The sequence below is a fragment of the Altererythrobacter sp. KTW20L genome (genome assembly GCF_023501975.1).
In the GTDB taxonomy this organism is placed as follows: Bacteria; Pseudomonadota; Alphaproteobacteria; order Sphingomonadales; family Sphingomonadaceae; genus Alteraurantiacibacter.
The window spans coordinates 103,236-118,306 of record NZ_JAMFLH010000012.1 but is presented as its reverse complement, the minus strand read 5'-3'; the positions used below and the strand labels follow the sequence as shown (position 1 = coordinate 118,306).

Annotated in this window: 14 protein-coding genes; 12 read left to right on the top strand and 2 right to left on the bottom strand. The window is 64.1% G+C overall.

From position 1 onward, the window contains the following. Nucleotides 1–176 precede the first annotated feature (176 nt). Together M3P36_RS13030 and M3P36_RS13025 are read left to right on the top strand one after the other, a co-directional pair. The gene (locus M3P36_RS13030; RefSeq protein WP_249704120.1) at nucleotides 177–3,464 is read left to right on the top strand and encodes a TonB-dependent receptor domain-containing protein; all 3,288 of its coding nucleotides are present in this window, start codon (nucleotides 177–179) and stop codon (nucleotides 3,462–3,464) included. A 122-nt stretch (nucleotides 3,465–3,586) separates the two neighbouring features. Next, on the top strand, nucleotides 3,587–4,576 hold the full coding sequence (locus M3P36_RS13025) for a zinc-dependent alcohol dehydrogenase family protein (RefSeq protein ID WP_249704119.1): 990 nt from the start codon (nucleotides 3,587–3,589) through the stop codon (nucleotides 4,574–4,576). A 1-nt stretch (nucleotide 4,577) separates the two neighbouring features. Here M3P36_RS13025 and M3P36_RS13020 read toward each other — a convergent pair whose 3' ends face one another. Together M3P36_RS13020 and M3P36_RS13015 are read right to left on the bottom strand one after the other, a co-directional pair. Next, nucleotides 4,578–4,748: a hypothetical protein gene (locus tag M3P36_RS13020; RefSeq protein ID WP_249704118.1), complete on the bottom strand. Its 171-nt coding sequence runs from the start codon at nucleotides 4,746–4,748 to the stop codon at nucleotides 4,578–4,580. Between the two features lie 31 nt (nucleotides 4,749–4,779). Next, a complete protein-coding gene (locus tag M3P36_RS13015) occupies nucleotides 4,780–5,121 on the bottom strand; it encodes a hypothetical protein (protein WP_249704117.1) in 342 nt (113 codons plus the stop codon). A 165-nt stretch (nucleotides 5,122–5,286) separates the two neighbouring features. Between M3P36_RS13015 and M3P36_RS13010 the strand changes: the two genes are divergently transcribed. The 10 genes from M3P36_RS13010 (at nucleotide 5,287) to M3P36_RS12965 (ending at nucleotide 15,049) form a co-directional block, all read left to right on the top strand. Beyond that, nucleotides 5,287–5,901 carry a gluconate 2-dehydrogenase subunit 3 family protein gene (locus M3P36_RS13010; RefSeq protein ID WP_249704116.1) on the top strand — a complete coding sequence of 205 codons (615 nt, stop codon included), beginning with the start codon at nucleotides 5,287–5,289 and terminating at the stop codon, nucleotides 5,899–5,901. A 12-nt stretch (nucleotides 5,902–5,913) separates the two neighbouring features. Next, nucleotides 5,914–7,554: a GMC family oxidoreductase gene (locus M3P36_RS13005; protein WP_249704115.1), complete on the top strand. Its 1,641-nt coding sequence runs from the start codon at nucleotides 5,914–5,916 to the stop codon at nucleotides 7,552–7,554. 304 nt (nucleotides 7,555–7,858) lie between these two features. Further along, complete coding sequence (locus M3P36_RS13000; protein WP_249704114.1) at nucleotides 7,859–8,371, top strand: Na+/H+ antiporter subunit E; 513 nt, start codon at nucleotides 7,859–7,861, stop codon at nucleotides 8,369–8,371. Then, complete coding sequence (locus M3P36_RS12995) at nucleotides 8,368–8,712, top strand: MrpF/PhaF family protein (RefSeq protein ID WP_249704113.1); 345 nt, start codon at nucleotides 8,368–8,370, stop codon at nucleotides 8,710–8,712. The genes M3P36_RS13000 and M3P36_RS12995 overlap by 4 nt, the downstream gene beginning before the upstream one ends. Further along, nucleotides 8,702–9,046 carry a monovalent cation/H(+) antiporter subunit G gene (locus M3P36_RS12990; protein WP_249704112.1) on the top strand — a complete coding sequence of 115 codons (345 nt, stop codon included), beginning with the start codon at nucleotides 8,702–8,704 and terminating at the stop codon, nucleotides 9,044–9,046. The genes M3P36_RS12995 and M3P36_RS12990 overlap by 11 nt, the downstream gene beginning before the upstream one ends. Further along, nucleotides 9,043–10,002 (top strand): hydrogenase subunit MbhD domain-containing protein, encoded by a 960-nt coding sequence (locus M3P36_RS12985; RefSeq protein WP_249704111.1) that lies wholly within the window; start codon nucleotides 9,043–9,045, stop codon nucleotides 10,000–10,002. Before M3P36_RS12990 ends, M3P36_RS12985 begins: the two co-directional genes overlap by 4 nt. Nucleotides 10,003–10,012: 10 nt before the next feature. Continuing rightward, a complete protein-coding gene (locus M3P36_RS12980) occupies nucleotides 10,013–10,369 on the top strand; it encodes an NADH-quinone oxidoreductase subunit K (protein WP_249704110.1) in 357 nt (118 codons plus the stop codon). After that, complete coding sequence (locus tag M3P36_RS12975; RefSeq protein WP_249704109.1) at nucleotides 10,366–11,874, top strand: complex I subunit 5 family protein; 1,509 nt, start codon at nucleotides 10,366–10,368, stop codon at nucleotides 11,872–11,874. The genes M3P36_RS12980 and M3P36_RS12975 overlap by 4 nt, the downstream gene beginning before the upstream one ends. Continuing rightward, nucleotides 11,871–13,346: a proton-conducting transporter transmembrane domain-containing protein gene (locus M3P36_RS12970; protein WP_249704108.1), complete on the top strand. Its 1,476-nt coding sequence runs from the start codon at nucleotides 11,871–11,873 to the stop codon at nucleotides 13,344–13,346. Before M3P36_RS12975 ends, M3P36_RS12970 begins: the two co-directional genes overlap by 4 nt. Beyond that, nucleotides 13,343–15,049: a complex I subunit 5 family protein gene (locus M3P36_RS12965; RefSeq protein WP_249704107.1), complete on the top strand. Its 1,707-nt coding sequence runs from the start codon at nucleotides 13,343–13,345 to the stop codon at nucleotides 15,047–15,049. Before M3P36_RS12970 ends, M3P36_RS12965 begins: the two co-directional genes overlap by 4 nt. The last annotated feature ends 22 nt before the right edge of the window (nucleotides 15,050–15,071 follow it).

The following is a 15,071-nucleotide window of genomic DNA, read 5'->3' as shown; positions in this document are numbered from 1 at the left end:
ACGCTGAAGCCGGACCATCCGGCGTTCCAGATTTTCAACTCCGGTAATTCAGTCGCCGGACCTTCGGGTCTTCAGGCAACGGTCATGGCACGATGCCGGTCCGGAGCACGGTGGCAGGATATTTGAAATCGCGGGCAGCCGGAAGCTGTGCGCGTTCACTGTGAAGGGAGCACCAAGTGAGGAATTTTAGCAACAAGCAGGTCGTGAAGGCCCTGCTGCTGGCCGGTGGCGCCAGCACCTTTACCATTGCCGTTCCGGCTGTGGCACAGCAAGCCGGAGCGGCGCAGGAAGACCGCATCGTGGTCACCGGCTCGCGCATTACGCGTCAGGATTTCGAGGGCAACAGCCCGATCGTGACAGTGGGCGCAGATCTGCTCGAAAATTCGAGCACGTCGTCTGTCGAAGTCAATCTGAACCGTCTGCCGCAGTTCGTTCCCGAAAAGAACCCGACCCAGGGCGGCGACATCCAGGCATCACCATCGAACACCCCCGGCTCGGCCACGGTCTCGCTGCGCGGCATCGGTTCCAACCGTAACCTCGTGCTGATCGACGGTCGCCGTGCGACCCCGAGCAACGCCTCGATGGCCGTTGACATCAACACCCTGCCTTCGGCCGCTATCGAGCGCGTCGAAATCATCTCGGGTGGTGCGTCCTCGACCTACGGCGCAGACGCCGTGGGCGGCGTTGTGAACTTCATCCTCAAGAAGAACTTCGAAGGGATCGAGATCAACAGCCAGTACGGCATCACCCAGGAAGGCGACGGGGCGGAATACAGCCTCAGCGCAATGATGGGCACAAACTTTGCAGACGGCCGCGGCAATATCAGCCTGGCAGTCTCGACTTCGGACCGTCGGCCCTCCTTCCGTCGTGACCGTTCGTGGTTTCAGGATCTGTGGGCTAACCCGGACGTGGGCGGAAACTACTTCTTCCCGACTTTCTCGGGTATCTCGCAGACGGGCAGCAACGCCAACTACCAGGCCGTTCTCAACAGCTATTTCCCCAACCGGGATCCGGCTACCAACGTTTCGGCCACTGGTTCGCTGTATTTCCTGCCGGATGGCACTCCGTTCACCTTCGGCAACTCGGCCGCTGGCGTTTCGGGCGTGTCCAACTTCCCGGTCAGCATGATTGATGGCCAGGAAACCGTACGTTCGTCGCTTGGCGGCATCTCGCAGAACTTCCAGGAAGATTACCTGAACCTGCCGATGACCCGCTACAACTTCTACACGCGTGGATCGTACGAGATCAACGATTGGGTTGCGGCCGTTGCGCAGGGGTATTTCAACACCTCGCACACCGAAACCGTACAGCAGCCCGGCCCGATCGTCGGCGGCTGGAACGTGGTGATCCCGCGTTACGGTAATGACTCGACTTATCTGCCGGAGGCCCTGACTTCTCTACTGAACGCTCGTGGCGCAGTCGTTGAACCGGTGGGCCCCCAAGGAGCCGACGAGAGCGATCAAGCCTACGAAGCACGCATCTCTGCGTACAACAATCGCGTTGCGGCAGTTGGCTGCGGCGAGGGCACCCCGGATGCCGAGAACTTCGTTTCTGGCGCTTCGTGTTCATGGTCGCCCACCGGCTACGTACCGGGTCTCGGCAACCGCGAAACGATCACCGACAACTACACCTACAACATGCTGTTCGGGCTTGAAGGTTCCATTCCCGATACGGACTGGAGCTGGGATGTAACCTGGCAGCGTGGTGAATCGGTCACCAACTTCCTGACCACCGGCGTGGCTTCGCTGGAACGTCTGCGCACGGTGATGTCTGCTCCGAACTTCGGTGCCGGCTTCGTGCGCACCGGCAATGCCGTTGGCGGTGGCTTCGGTGCCAATTCGGCGAGCTGCACCAGCGGGCTGAATCCGTTCACGAACGCTCCGGTGTCGCAGGATTGTATCGCGGCAATCACGGCCGACCTGAAGGAAACTGCAACCATGCGGCAGACCGTCTGGGAAGCCAACCTGGAAGGGTCGCTGTTCGATCTGCCTGCGGGCGAGGTTCGCACCGCGCTGGGTGCCACGTCTCGTTCGAACGGCTATGTTTTCCTCGAGGATACCCTCAAGGAACGCAACTCCGGTTTCCTCGACCAGGCACTGGGCATCTATCCTGCGCAGAGCATCGACGAAAAGCTGAGCAGCAAGGAAGTGTACGGCGAAATTTTCATTCCGCTGCTGCAAGACCTTCCGCTCATCCAACAGCTCGACCTGATCGCCGGCGTCCGTTATTCGGACTCCAGCCAGACCGGCGGCAGCACCACCTGGAAGGTGGAAGGCAGCTGGGAAGTTGCCGACTGGCTGCGTCTGCGTGGCGGCTATAACCGCGCCGAACGTGCGCCGAACATCGGTGAGCTCTACTCGCTCACGCAGAACTTCGGCCTGCTGACGGGTGGCGATGGTTGCTCGTTGGGTAATCCGTTCTCGTATTCGGCCAACCCGGCCAATGCCAACGGTGCCAATGTGCGTGCACTGTGCGTTCAGTTGATGGACAAGACCCAGATCCCGGGTCAGCCGCTCAACTCTGTATCGTACTACGGCAACGGTCTTGCTCCTTCGGATCCGAACTACATCGCTCCGTCGGCTGCTTCGACCAGCACGTCCACGGCTCCGGGCTTCGCGTTCCCCTATTTCGTGGGTAACCCGAACCTGACCACGGAAACGGCGAAGACGATCACGGCAGGTGCAGTCATCGACTCGCCAATCGAAAGCGGCATTTTCAGCAACATGCGGCTGGCGATCGATTACTACAGCATCAAGGTGAACGACGCGATTGGTCTCCAGTCGGGTCAGACACTACAGCAGCTCTGCCTGGGTTCGGCGTTCAACCCGACTTTCGATCCGAACAGCTTCTTCTGTAACAACTTCCAGCGCGGAACGGGCGGCGGTATCGGAGCGGTGCAGCTTGCCTACACCAACACCGGTGCCTTCCGTACCTCGGGCATTGACGCCCAGCTGGATTGGCGGATGGAAGTGGGTCCGGGCACGCTTGGTCTGAACTCGACCTTCAACTACCTGTTGAACCTGAAGTCGTCGCCGTTCTTCTCGAACGTGCCGGAAGCTTCGCAGACGCCGTTCCGCGATTTTGCGGGCACGTTTGCTGCTCCGGACGCTGGCTTGAATGCCAATGGTGCCTTCCGGTACAAGGCGCTGACCAATGTCAGCTACTCGCTTGACCAGTTCCGCCTTGGTCTTCAGTGGCAACACTTGCCCAGCATCAGGTCGGGAACGACCAACACTGGTTACGGTTCGTACAACCTGTTCAACCTGAACAGCTCGTTCGCGGCAACGGATAGCGTCACTTTCCGCTTCGGTGTGGACAACCTGTTCAACAAGGCTCCCCCGTTCGGCAACACCAACCCGCTTGCCAACGCGGCTGCATTCCAGCTGACTGGCGGTGGCTATAACGCTTCCAACTACGACATCGTTGGTCGCCGGGCCTACATTGGCGCGAACATGCAGTTCTGATCGCGCTACGTATGACAAGATCGGGGCCGTTCCTTCGGGAGCGGCCCCTTTCTTTTGTCTCTGGCACGCTGGACAGCGAGGCCCCGCGCGCGCAGGAATGCGTGGCAAAAGGGAGACTTGCGATGACCAGGGTAATACGATTCCACGAGACCGGCGGCCTCGAGAAGCTGGTGATCGAGGAACTGGACATCGGCCCGCCCGGCCCCGGCCATGTCCGCATCAAGGTGGAAGCCGTCGGTCTCAACCGCGCCGAGGCGATGTACCGCGCAGGCCACTATCCCACCCGGCCCCAGTTCCCCAGCCTCATCGGTTATGAAGGGGCCGGAACCATCGTGGCACTGGGCGACGGGGTGAGTGACTACGCCGTGGGCCAGCGAGTCTGCGTCCTACCGATGATTTCACAGGGCGATTACGGGATCTGGGCCGACGAAGCCATTGTTCCCACTCGCATACTACAACCCGCGCCCGATCACATGGACCCCGTAACCGCCGCAGCCATCTGGATGCAGTACATGACCGCCTATGCCGTCTATGAAGTGGCCGAAGTTGGTCCGAACGATGCGGTGATCATTCCCGCCGCCTCATCCAGCGTGGGCCTCGCCGCGATCCAGCTGTGCAACTGGGCGGGCGCCATCCCCATCGCCGCCACCCGAACCAGCACCAAGGCTGGCGCGCTGAAGGACCATGGCGCGGCCCACGTTATCGCCACCGAGGAGGAGGACCTGGTCGAACGGGTGATGGAGATCACCGGCGGAAAAGGCGCGCGCTGCGCGTTCGATCCGGTCGGCGGCTCCTATGTTGACACCCTGGCCCAGGCCCTCGCCCCGCGCGGCATCCTGTTCGTCTATGGCGGCCTCAGCGGCCAGCCCACGCCCTATCCGCACTGGCCGATGGCATTCAAGGGCGCGTCGATGCGCGGTTGGGTGGCCAGTGAGATATGGAACCACCCCCACCGCTTCGCCGCCGCGCGCGAGAAGGTACTGGCCGGCCTCGCCCTGGGCAAGCTCGATCCGGTAATAGCAAAGGTCTTCAACGGTCTGGAATCCCTGCCGGAAGCGAACGCCTATCTCGAATCGAACCAGCAGATCGGCAAGGTCGTCGTGCGGTTCTGATCTAAGTCGTGTCAATCGCAGGCGCAGCAGGCCGGGGCACGCGCTTGCCCTTGGTGCGGCTGGTCAGGTGGAACCGCCCGCACCGGTCACAGCGGTAGGTCCGCAGCTCCCAACCCGATAGCTCGATCGCCGCCGCCGCTTCGTCCTGTGCGGCATAGCGTGCCTTTTTCACGCAGATGCTCAGCCGTGTACGCACGAACCGCTCAGCGCTGCTTCTTGGTGATCGTGGCGGTAAAATCGGGATCCTTCTTCGCTACCCAGTCCACGAACTTGCGCACGTTGGGATTGTCCAGCAGCGCCGCCACGTCGGTGCCGTGGCGCTGCAATTCGGAATTGGTGAAATTGGCGATCACCGTCTGCTGGCAGATCGGATGCATCGGCACGACATCGCGCCCGCCCCGGCTTTTGGGGACCGGGTGGTGCCAGACAATCGTCTTGCCGGTCGGCCGTCCGCACAGCCAGCAAGTGACCGGTTCGGTCGGCGTTTCATCGCTCTCGGGGTAAAGGTCTTCGCCGCGACCGCTTTTCGAATGCTTCCTGGCCATGCGCCCTGCCCTTTCGGTGTGTGCCTCCCGCTTAGGGCCACGCGATCCACTTTGCTACCTCTGCCTCAGGCCGACGCTGCGCGGCCAATGCGCTGTTTGACGTATTCCCTCCGCGCCCGTTGAGGCGCTGTTTCCGGGGGCCTTCCGGCTGGAGCGGAGTACCTCATGGAACAACCAAGCCCCTCGCGTCGCCAATTCCTGATAGCAGTCGGCAACCTCGCCAGCGCGAGCTGGATCGCCGTCAACTGGCCGCAGATTGCCAGCGCCGCCGAACATGGGCATCACGGGGATGGCGCCGGACATGCCAGCCTGACACGGCTCACTGTGCCGCAGGCCGCCGAGGTGGACGCCATCATGAACCTGATCGTGCCCGGGGGCGCCAAGCCCGGGGCGCGTGATGCGCAGGTGCTCTACTTCATCGACAATGCCCTGGGCAGCTTCTTCGCCGCCCAGTGGCCCGAATTCGAGCTGGGCCTGGCCGAATTCCAGAGCGCTTTCGCAGCGCACACGGGCTCGGCAACGCCGTTTTCCGCCGCACCCGAAGCGCAGCAGGTCGAATGGCTGCACGAGGTGGATGAGACTCCGTTCTTCCTGGCTATCCGCCGCCTCACCGTCCTCGGTCTGATTGCCCTGCCCAAATATGGCGGCAACCACGAATACAAGGGATGGGACCTGATCGGCGTGGAGAACCGCCACTTCTGGACCTCGCCCTTCGGATTCTACGACCGGGATTACCCCGGGTTTGTCCCCTACCCCGGCACCCAGCCCTTCACCGCCTGACGGAGCGCGATCATGGAACGCAAGACATTTCCGACCAGCGAGACGGTCGATTTCATCGTGGTCGGGTCCGGATCGGCAGGCGGCATCGTGGCGCGGGAGCTGGCCCTGGCCGGCCACAGCGTGGTCATCATGGAGCAGGGGCCGCGGCTCGATGCCTGGGAGTTCGAGCACGACGAACTGAAATACCGCCACCTCTCGGGCATCACGAACAACCCGGCCACCAATCCGCAGACCTTCCGCCGCGACGAAAGCGAGGTGGCGGTGCGGCGCAATTCGATGACCTATGCCCGCGTCGTGGGTGGGAGCAGTTCACACTTCAATGCCAACTTCTGGCGGCTCCACGAGATCGACTTCATCGAACGCAGCGTCCTCGGCCCGATCGAGGGCGCGGACCTGGTGGACTGGCCGATCACATATGCCGAGCTGGAACCCTATTACTGCAAGGTGGAATGGGAAGTCGGCGTATCGGGCCTGGCGGGCGCCAGCCCCTTCGCCTCGTTCCACTCTAGGCCCTACCCGATGCCGCACCTGCCGATCAAATCGTCCGGCGTGCTGTTCGAACGCGGTGCGCGGGCGCTGGGGCTGCACCCCTTCCCTTCGCCGATGGCAATCAATTCGACCGTTTACCGGGGTCGCCCGGCCTGCGTGCAATGCGGGCTGTGCGGCGGCTTTGCCTGCGAGGTGAAGGCCAAAAATTCGTCGGTCTGGACCGTCATCCCGGAAGCGGAAGAAAGCGGCAATTGCGAGGTCCGCTCCAACAGCTATGTGTTCCAGATCGGCATGAATGATGCCGGCCGCGCCACCGGCGTACACTATTTCGATGGTGATCGGGTGGAGCAGTTCCAGCACGCCCGCGCCGTGGTGGTCTGCGCCAATGGCTCCGAAACGCCCAAACTGCTACTCAATTCCGCCACCAACGCGCAACCCACGGGCCTTGCCAATTCCAGCGACATGGTGGGCCGCAACCTGATGCTCAACAAGGGCGGCGGCGCACAGGCGCGGTTCGAGGAGCCATTGAACGAGTACAAGGGTGCCAACGTCACCATGATGCTGCACGATTTCTACAATTCCGATCCGGCGCGCGGCTTCTATGGCGGTGGCGGCTTTACGGCGCGATCCGGCGGCCCGCTGACCTGGGGCCAGAACGTTCCGGAAGGCACGCCGACCTGGGGGCCGGAGTTCAAGGACTATCTCGAAAGCTACACCCACTGGATGAATTGCGCGGGCCACGGCACGTCGCTGGCGCAGCCGACCAACCGGATCGACATCGACCCCGACCTGAAGGACGACTGGGGTGTTTCGGCCATGCGGGTGACCTACAAGGACCATCCGGACGACATGAAGCACGCTCAGTTCATGGTCGATCGGGCGGTCGAGATCATGGATGCCGCCGGCGCAGTCCAGATCGTGCCAAGCGAGGTTGGCCCGGCCAATGGCGGTGTCCACCTGCTGGGCACATGCCGCATGGGCGACGACCCGACGACCTCGGTAATCGACAAGTACCATCGCACGCACGATGTGACGAACCTGTTCCTGTGCGACGGTTCCAGCCTGCCGACTTCCACACGCGGCCAGCCAACCCACACCATCGAAGCCCTTGCCTTCCGCGCTGCCGAGCACATCAACCGGTTCGCCGCGGCAAACGAGATTTGACGCATGCACTCAAGCAACCGGTGAAAGCAGCGCACAGAATTGGCGCACCCGACGGCATGAAGATGAGAACTGGGTGATTGTCTCGCCTGGGCCGGCATGATGGCGGCTTTTCACCCTCATTGCGGTTCTGCGAGCTGATCAGTCGACCTCCCGAATCCGGACAAAACGTGGATACTGCTTGAATGGGCGCAATGCCTGGCCTTGGCAGCTGGTAGGCTTCGACAGTAACGTGAGCGAATCTGCCCCTCACTAAGGGCCGTTTGCGGGTGGCAAGAAGCGATGGGGCCGCTAAGCATACAATGGCATGAGCGGTGGACTGACATTTGACAGCTCGCGGATAGGACGGGCCGCGCGACGCGGCGTTCCCCTCGCGGTGATCTGGCTCGTGCTCGCGGGGGGTGGCGGAGAGGCGCTGGTTGTCGGCGCGATCATCGTACCACTCGCAACCTGGCTCAGCCTCTTCCTGTTGCCGGGTGGTGTGCCGCTGCGGTTTGGCCCCCTTGCCGCCTTGTTCCCGCGATTTGTCTGGCAATCGCTCATCGGCGGGATCGACGTCGCACGGCGTGCCTTCCACCCGCAGCTCCCGATCCGGCCGGGCAGACTCCGGATCGCCGTCGCTCTTCCCGAGGGCGGCCGGGTGGCGCTTGGCGGTGAATTGTCGCTGATGCCCGGGACGCTTGCTGCGGGATGCGACGGTGATCACCTGCTGGTCCATGTGCTCGATCTCGATCATGATATCGAAGCTGCCGTGCGGGAGGAGGAGCGCCGCGTCCGGGGAACGATCAACCGGGCAAGGACCAGCGGAGGCGTTACATGACTGCCTGGCTGCTCGCGCTGGGAGCTTTGCTCCTGCTCAGCCTCGCGGGCGCGATGTGGCGCATCTGGCGCGGGCCACAGGCAGCCGACCGGATGATGGCGGCGCAACTGGTCGGCACGGGAGGCGTCGGCACGGTTCTGCTGCTGGCGGCGGCAACCGACTGGGCGATGGTTGATGTGGCGCTGGTTCTGGCGCTGCTCGCCGCCTTCGCTGCAATTGCTTTTGTGAAGGCACAGAGCAGCGACGGCAGCGGGGATCCCGAGGAAGGGCCCGAGGAAGAGGTAGCCGGCTTGTCTGACGGCGCGCGGCGCCCGAGTGTACGAGCAGCCGATGCTGGCTGACGCGCTGACGATAGTGCTTACGGGCACAGGAATGCTGTTCTTTTTTGCCGGGACTGCGGGGATCATCCGCTTTCCCGACACGCTCAGCCGGTTGCACGCGCTGACCAAGGCAGACAATGTCGGGCTTGGCCTGCTGATCCTGGGGCTGGCGTTCCAGGCACCCGACTTGCTGACACTTGGCAAACTGGCGCTTGTCTGGGCCCTGGCGCTTGTGGCTGCGGGCACAACCGCGCAGCTTGTCGCCCGCTCTGCCTGGCAAAGCGGCGAGCAATCCGCAGAACGTTCGGCCGATGCACATGACCCGGCGGAAAGCACTCTGCGGGGTGACCCTTGACCGGAATATCAGCCCTCGGCTTCGACCTGATCCTGGCCGCCCTGATCCTGGGGGCCGGACTGTTCGCGATCACCGTGCGCGATCTGTTCGGGGCGGTGGTGTTCTTCATTGTCTATGGCGTGTTCGTCGCCATCGCATGGTTGCGGCTGGGGGCGATCGATGTGGCACTGACCGAGGCCGCGCTCGGCGCCGGACTGACCGGAGTTCTGCTGATCGGGGCCGTTGCCCGGCTCTCAAGGGTCACTACGCCTGCCGGGAACAACACAAGCGACGAAATGCGCAGACCGCCCGCAGGCGCCCGGCTTGCGAGCATGGTCGTGGCAGGCTCAATCAGCGGCGTGCTTGGCTGGGCCTTTCTGTCGCTGCCGGACTCCACCGGCCTGCGTGATGCGGTGGCGGATAACCTGGCTGTATCGGGATCCGCCAACCCGGTGACCGCGGTGCTGATCAATTTCCGCGGCTGGGACACGTTGCTCGAAAGTGTGGTGCTGTTGGCGGCATTGGTCGGGCTGTGGTCACTGGCGCGCGATCGTGACTGGGGCCGCCGCGCAGGGTTGCGCCAACATGCGCGCCCAGGCGGGGTGATGGCCACTTTCGGACGGCTTTTGCCACCCTTCGGACTGCTGCTTGGGGTCTATCTGGTCTGGGCCGGCTCCTCCTATCCGGGCGGTGCCTTCCAGGGCGGAACCGTGCTTGCGGCGGTCTGGCTGCTGATCATGATGGCCGGGCTGATGCCCGTCCCGCGCATGGTTTCGGTTGGACTGCGGGCAGTGTTGGTCGCCGGGCCGCTGGTGTTCCTCGGCATCGGAATCGCCGGCGCGATGGCGGGCACATTTCTCGGCTTGCCGCCCACCTATGCCAAGCCGCTGATCCTTACCATCGAAGCTGCATTGACCCTGTCGATCGCTGCCACGCTGGCGCTGCTGGTGCTCGGTACTCCGGATCCTTCGCCATGATCGCCCCGTTATGATCACCTCTGCAACGATATTCGGGCTATGCGGCGCGGCGCTGATCGGCCTGGGGCTCTACGGCTTCGTCACGCAGGTGCACCTGCTGCGCCGCCTGCTGGCGTTCAATGTCATCGGATCGGGCATTTTCCTGCTGTTCGGAGCGACTGCCGCGCGTACGCCAACAGGGGCCACCGACCCGGTGCCGCAGGCGCTGATCATCACCGGCATCGTGGTCGCGCTGGCGGCTACCGCGCTCGGCGTCGGTCTGGTGCTGGCCTATGTGCGGATCAGCGGAAAGGCCTGCCTTCCTGAAGACGCCGATACGATTGATGGGGGTCCGCACCCGTCATCACACGAAGACCCGCCCGAATGATCCTCTCGCTCGCCCTTGTCGCACTGGTAGCAGTGCCGCTGCTTGCGGCACTGCTCGCGGTGGTGGTGCCCCGGCGCGGGGCGCTGATCGCGCTGCTGGGTGTGGCAGGGATCGCTACCGCGCTGGTGGTGCTGGTGCCCGCCCTGGTCCGGCAAGGCGTGCTCTCCCTGAGCATTGGCGGCTGGAATGCCCCGCTGGGGATCACCTTGCGCCTCGACGGGCTTGGACTGGCCTTCCTGTCCATGGTGGCGACAGTGATGGCGGCGGTGCTGGTCAGCGCGCGGCCGCAATTTGCCGCTCGGGCCGGTTCCGGGGAGACGCGCAGCCAATGGGCCTTCTGGCCTCTCGCCCTGCTCTTGTGGAGCGCGCTGAACGTGGCCTTCCTGTCGCGCGATCTGTTCAATCTCTACGTCGCGCTCGAACTGCTTACCGTCGCGGCGGTGGCCCTGGTGGCGATCGAGGGCAAGGCCGGCTCGCTTGCGGCGGGGCTGCGCTACATGATGTTCGCGCTGGCAGGATCGCTCGCTTACCTGCTCGGGGTCGCGCTGCTCTATGCCGGGCACGGAACGCTCGACCTGACGCTGCTGGCAGCCCAGGGGATCGGCTCCGGGCGTTCTGGCGGAACCGCTGCGGCGGATCTGATCGCGGCGGGCCTGATAACTGCCGGGCTGGCAGTGAAGACGGCGCTGTTCCCCTTTCACGCCTGGCTCCCGCCCGCCCATTCGGGTGCGCCTGCCCCGGCTTCGGCGATGCTTTCGGCGCTGGTGCCCAAGGCTTCGTTCCTGATCCTCATCCGGTTGTGGTTCGAAGCCCTGCCCGAACTGGCCTCGCCCGTTTTGCTGACGCTGCTCGGCGCGCTAGGTGCCGCTGCGGTGCTGTTCGGATCCGTTCTGGCGCTGCGCCAAAGCCGGCTCAAGCTGATTGTCGCCTATTCGACCGTGGCGCAGATCGGCTATCTTTTCCTGGTGTTTCCGCTGGCAGGGGGCGATTCATTCGCGCAGCCCTGGGCGGCAGGTGCGTGGACCGGGGCCGTGTTCCAGGCGCTCAGCCACGGACTGGCCAAGGCAGCGATGTTCCTGTGCGCAGGGGTGTGGATCATCGCGGTGGGGCACGATCGACTGGATGGCATGCGCGGGCTGGCGACAGCCACGCCGATGACCGCGTTTGCCTTTGCATTGGCCGCCGTATCGCTGGTCGGGCTACCACCTTCGGGTGGCTTTACCGCGAAATACCTGATGCTGACCTCCGCTTTTGCCTCGGGGCAGGTGGTTTGGGGGGCGGTGCTGGTTGTCGGGGGACTGCTGTCGGCAGCCTATCTCTACCGACCGCTCGCGCTGGCCTTTGCCAAAGCTGACACGCCGACTTTCGCCCCGGTTTCGCGCCGGCTGCAGTTGGTTCCGCTGCTGCTTGCGCTCGCCGCGATCACGCTCGGCCTGGCATCGCAGACTCCGTTCAGCCTGATCCAGATCGGGCGCCCGGCGAGCGCGGTCGAGGGCCTGGAATGAACGCCGCGCTGCCAGTCCTGCTCCTGCTGACCTCGCTGGTTGCAGCGACCGCTACCTTCTTCCTGCCACAAGAAAGCCATCGCTTGCGCAACCTGCTCAATCTGGGCGGGGCAGTGCTCAAGTTGGGGTTGATCGCGTTCATGCTCATCCAAGTGGTGCAAGGCACGATCTACGAAACGCGTCTGGAGTTTGCTCCGGGGCTATACCTGTTGCTGCGTGTCGATGCACTGTCGCTGCTGTTCGTTTCGCTGTCGGCGTTCCTGTGGCTGCTGACCACGATCTACGCCATCGCCTATCTTGGCAACAAACCCGACCTGTCGCGCTTTTTCGGCTTCTTCAGCCTGTGCGTGGCGGCCACGACAGGGATCGCGCTGTCGGGCACGCTGATCTCGTTCTTCATCTTCTTTGAATTGCTGACGCTCTCGACCTGGCCGCTGGTGGTCCACAAACAGGACGCCAAGTCGATCGCGGCAGGCCGCAGCTATCTGACCTATGCCCTGCCCGCCAGCGCGCTGCTGCTGATCGCCATAGTATGGCTGGAAAGCACGGTGGGCCCGGTCGAATTCGCCATGCCAGCCGATCTGCGGCAACTCGACGATACCAGCCTGAGGATCATCTTTGCGCTGTTCATCGCCGGACTGGGGGCCAAGGCTGCGCTGGTGCCGCTGCACGGCTGGCTACCCGCCGCAATGGCCGCGCCCGCACCGGTCAGCGCGCTGCTCCATGCCGTGGCAGTGGTCAAGGCGGGGGCCTTCGGGGTGATGCGGATTGTGCTCGACGTATTCGGGCTTGATCTGATGGCCGAGCTTGGGCTTGCCTTGCCTTTGGCGCTGCTTGCATCGGTCACCATCCTGTGGGGTTCGGCGCGCGCCTTGCAACAGACCGAAATCAAGAAGCGGCTGGCCTTCTCCACCGTCAGCCAGGTGTCGTATATCGTGCTTGGGATCGCGCTGGCATCACCCTTTGCAGTGATCGGCGGGCTGGCGCATCTGGTCCACCAGGGGTTGATGAAGATCACCCTGTTCTTCTGCGCCGGAATCTTTGACGAGCGGGCGGGCATTACCCGGGTCGATCAACTGGATGGCATCGGCGCGCGTATGCCCTGGGCATCGGTGTGCTTCTCGCTGGGCGCGATCGGGATGGTCGGCCTGCCGCCCACGGCCGGGTTCATAACCAAGATCTATCTCGGCATCGGGGCGGTGCAGGCCGGGGCACCGTGGGTGATCGCGGTGCTTGCCGCCTCGACCTTGCTCAACGCCGCCTATTTCCTGCCGCTGGTCTATCGCATCTGGTTTCTCGAACCAGGAGCAGCGATCACGGCTGGAGATGCTCCGACAGAACGCCCGCTGGGCCTGATTGCGCCTGCGGTGATCACCGCCTTCGCATCGGTGGCGGTTGGCCTGCTGGCGGCGGCGACATTCAGCCCGCTGGGTTGGGCGACGCTGATCGCCGAACGGGAATATCTGCGATGATCTGGGCGAGCGGCCCGCTGCTGCCGCTGGTGGCACTGATCTGGCCCCTGCTGTTGGGGGTGTTGGCATCGCTGCCTGCGATCCGTCCGCACGCCTTGCGGCTGCTGCCGCTCGCGCCGCTGCCCGCCCTGTGGCTTGCCCTTACCGGAGTGGAGGGCCTGACGCTGGCGCCCAATTTGCTGCTCGGCGTGATGCTGGCCGCCGGGCGGCCCGCTGCACTGCTGCTGGGGATGACTGCAGCCTTGTGGTTCGCGGCGGCGCTTCATGCTCAGGGCTCGATGGCCGGGACGCGCAAACCGGCGGTGTTCAGCGGGTTCTGGTGCCTGACGCTGGCGGGCAATCTCGGAGTGTTTCTGGCGCAGGACGTGGTGACCTTCTACGTCGCCTTTGCTGCCGTCTCGCTATCGGCCTATTTCCTTGTCGTCCACGAGGGAACGCCGGCAGCGCTGCGTGCGGGGCGGGTCTATGCCGCGCTGGCGATTGTCGGCGAAGTCTGTCTCCTGGCCGCCTTCGTGATCGGCGCGGCTTCTGCCAACGGGCTGCTGATTTCAGACATTCGCGCGGCGCTCCTGTCCGCCCCGCTCGGCGGAGTGGCAACGGTGCTGCTGATCGCAGGGTTCGGGATCAAGGCAGGGTTGATGCCGCTGCACCTGTGGTTGCCGCTGGCCCATCCTGCCGCCCCGACTCCTGCCTCGGCCGTGTTGTCCGGCGCTATCGTCAAGGCGGGGATCATCGGAATGATGATGTTCGTGCCGCTCGCCACCATGGCGGGATCGGTGTTGCTGGTGATCGGCCTTGGCACCGCATTTGTCGCAGCATTGACGGGGCTGCGAGTGCGCGCTCCCAAGGCCATCCTCGCCTATTCGACCATCAGTCAGATGGGGCTGGTGATCGCGCTGGTCGGTGCGGCAACCCAGGCAGATGGCTCGGACATGGCGCCCGCCGCATTTTACGCATTCCACCACGGCCTGGCCAAAGGCGCGCTGTTCCTGAGCGTCGCGCTCGTCGCGCTCTCGACCGGGCGCTGGCGGAACGCGGCCCTGGTGCTGGTTGTGTTGGTCGCACTTTCGGTCGCGGGTGGGCCGCTGACAGGAGGCGGACTGGCCAAGGCGATGGCAAAGAGCGGTCTCGGGTCATTGGCGGAATTCGCGTTGACCATCTCTGCCGCCACGACGACATTGCTGCTCGGCTGGTTTGTGCACCGTCTTTCCGCCAGCGCCGGGAAAGCCAAGGCTTCCGGGGGCGGTCGTCCGACGATGCTCGTGGTACTGCCGACCGTGGGGCTGGCCCTGGCAGCCTTGGTCATGCCCTGGTGGCTGTGGAGCGAATGGAGCACCCTCGCGCCCGACTACCCGCTTCGACTGGCGGCAGTCTGGTCCGCGCTGTGGCCGGTTGTGCTAGGCATGGGCCTGATCGGAGTCATGGCTGCGAACCGCTGGCCGGTCGGAACGCTCGACGAAGCAGACCCCCTGCCCGTTGCACGCTGGTTGGCACGCCAACTCAGCCCGCTCCGCGCCGTCCCCAAGCATCTGGCCAGGACCCGAAGTCTGGCGGCTGACCAGATCGTGGCGACAGTCCATAAAGGCTCGAGATGGCTGGCCCAGGAAACTGGCGCAATGGAAGGTGGATTTTTGCGTGGACAGATAAGCGGTCTGGCCTTCCTCACCTTCATCCTGCTTGTCGCGGCCGTTTCTGTCCCTTGAAGCAACTGTTCTACATCGGGGT

Coding starts and splice junctions, on each gene's coding strand:
- M3P36_RS13010 (WP_249704116.1), top strand. CDS start 5,287: ATGGAACAACCAAGCCCCTCGCGTCGCCAATTCCTGATAGCAGTCGGC.
- M3P36_RS12995 (WP_249704113.1), top strand. CDS start 8,368: ATGACTGCCTGGCTGCTCGCGCTGGGAGCTTTGCTCCTGCTCAGCCTC.
- M3P36_RS13025 (WP_249704119.1), top strand. CDS start 3,587: ATGACCAGGGTAATACGATTCCACGAGACCGGCGGCCTCGAGAAGCTG.
- M3P36_RS13000 (WP_249704114.1), top strand. CDS start 7,859: ATGAGCGGTGGACTGACATTTGACAGCTCGCGGATAGGACGGGCCGCG.
- M3P36_RS12975 (WP_249704109.1), top strand. CDS start 10,366: ATGATCCTCTCGCTCGCCCTTGTCGCACTGGTAGCAGTGCCGCTGCTT.
- M3P36_RS13015 (WP_249704117.1), bottom strand. CDS start 5,121: ATGGCCAGGAAGCATTCGAAAAGCGGTCGCGGCGAAGACCTTTACCCC.
- M3P36_RS12990 (WP_249704112.1), top strand. CDS start 8,702: ATGCTGGCTGACGCGCTGACGATAGTGCTTACGGGCACAGGAATGCTG.
- M3P36_RS12970 (WP_249704108.1), top strand. CDS start 11,871: ATGAACGCCGCGCTGCCAGTCCTGCTCCTGCTGACCTCGCTGGTTGCA.
- M3P36_RS12965 (WP_249704107.1), top strand. CDS start 13,343: ATGATCTGGGCGAGCGGCCCGCTGCTGCCGCTGGTGGCACTGATCTGG.
- M3P36_RS12980 (WP_249704110.1), top strand. CDS start 10,013: ATGATCACCTCTGCAACGATATTCGGGCTATGCGGCGCGGCGCTGATC.
- M3P36_RS13005 (WP_249704115.1), top strand. CDS start 5,914: ATGGAACGCAAGACATTTCCGACCAGCGAGACGGTCGATTTCATCGTG.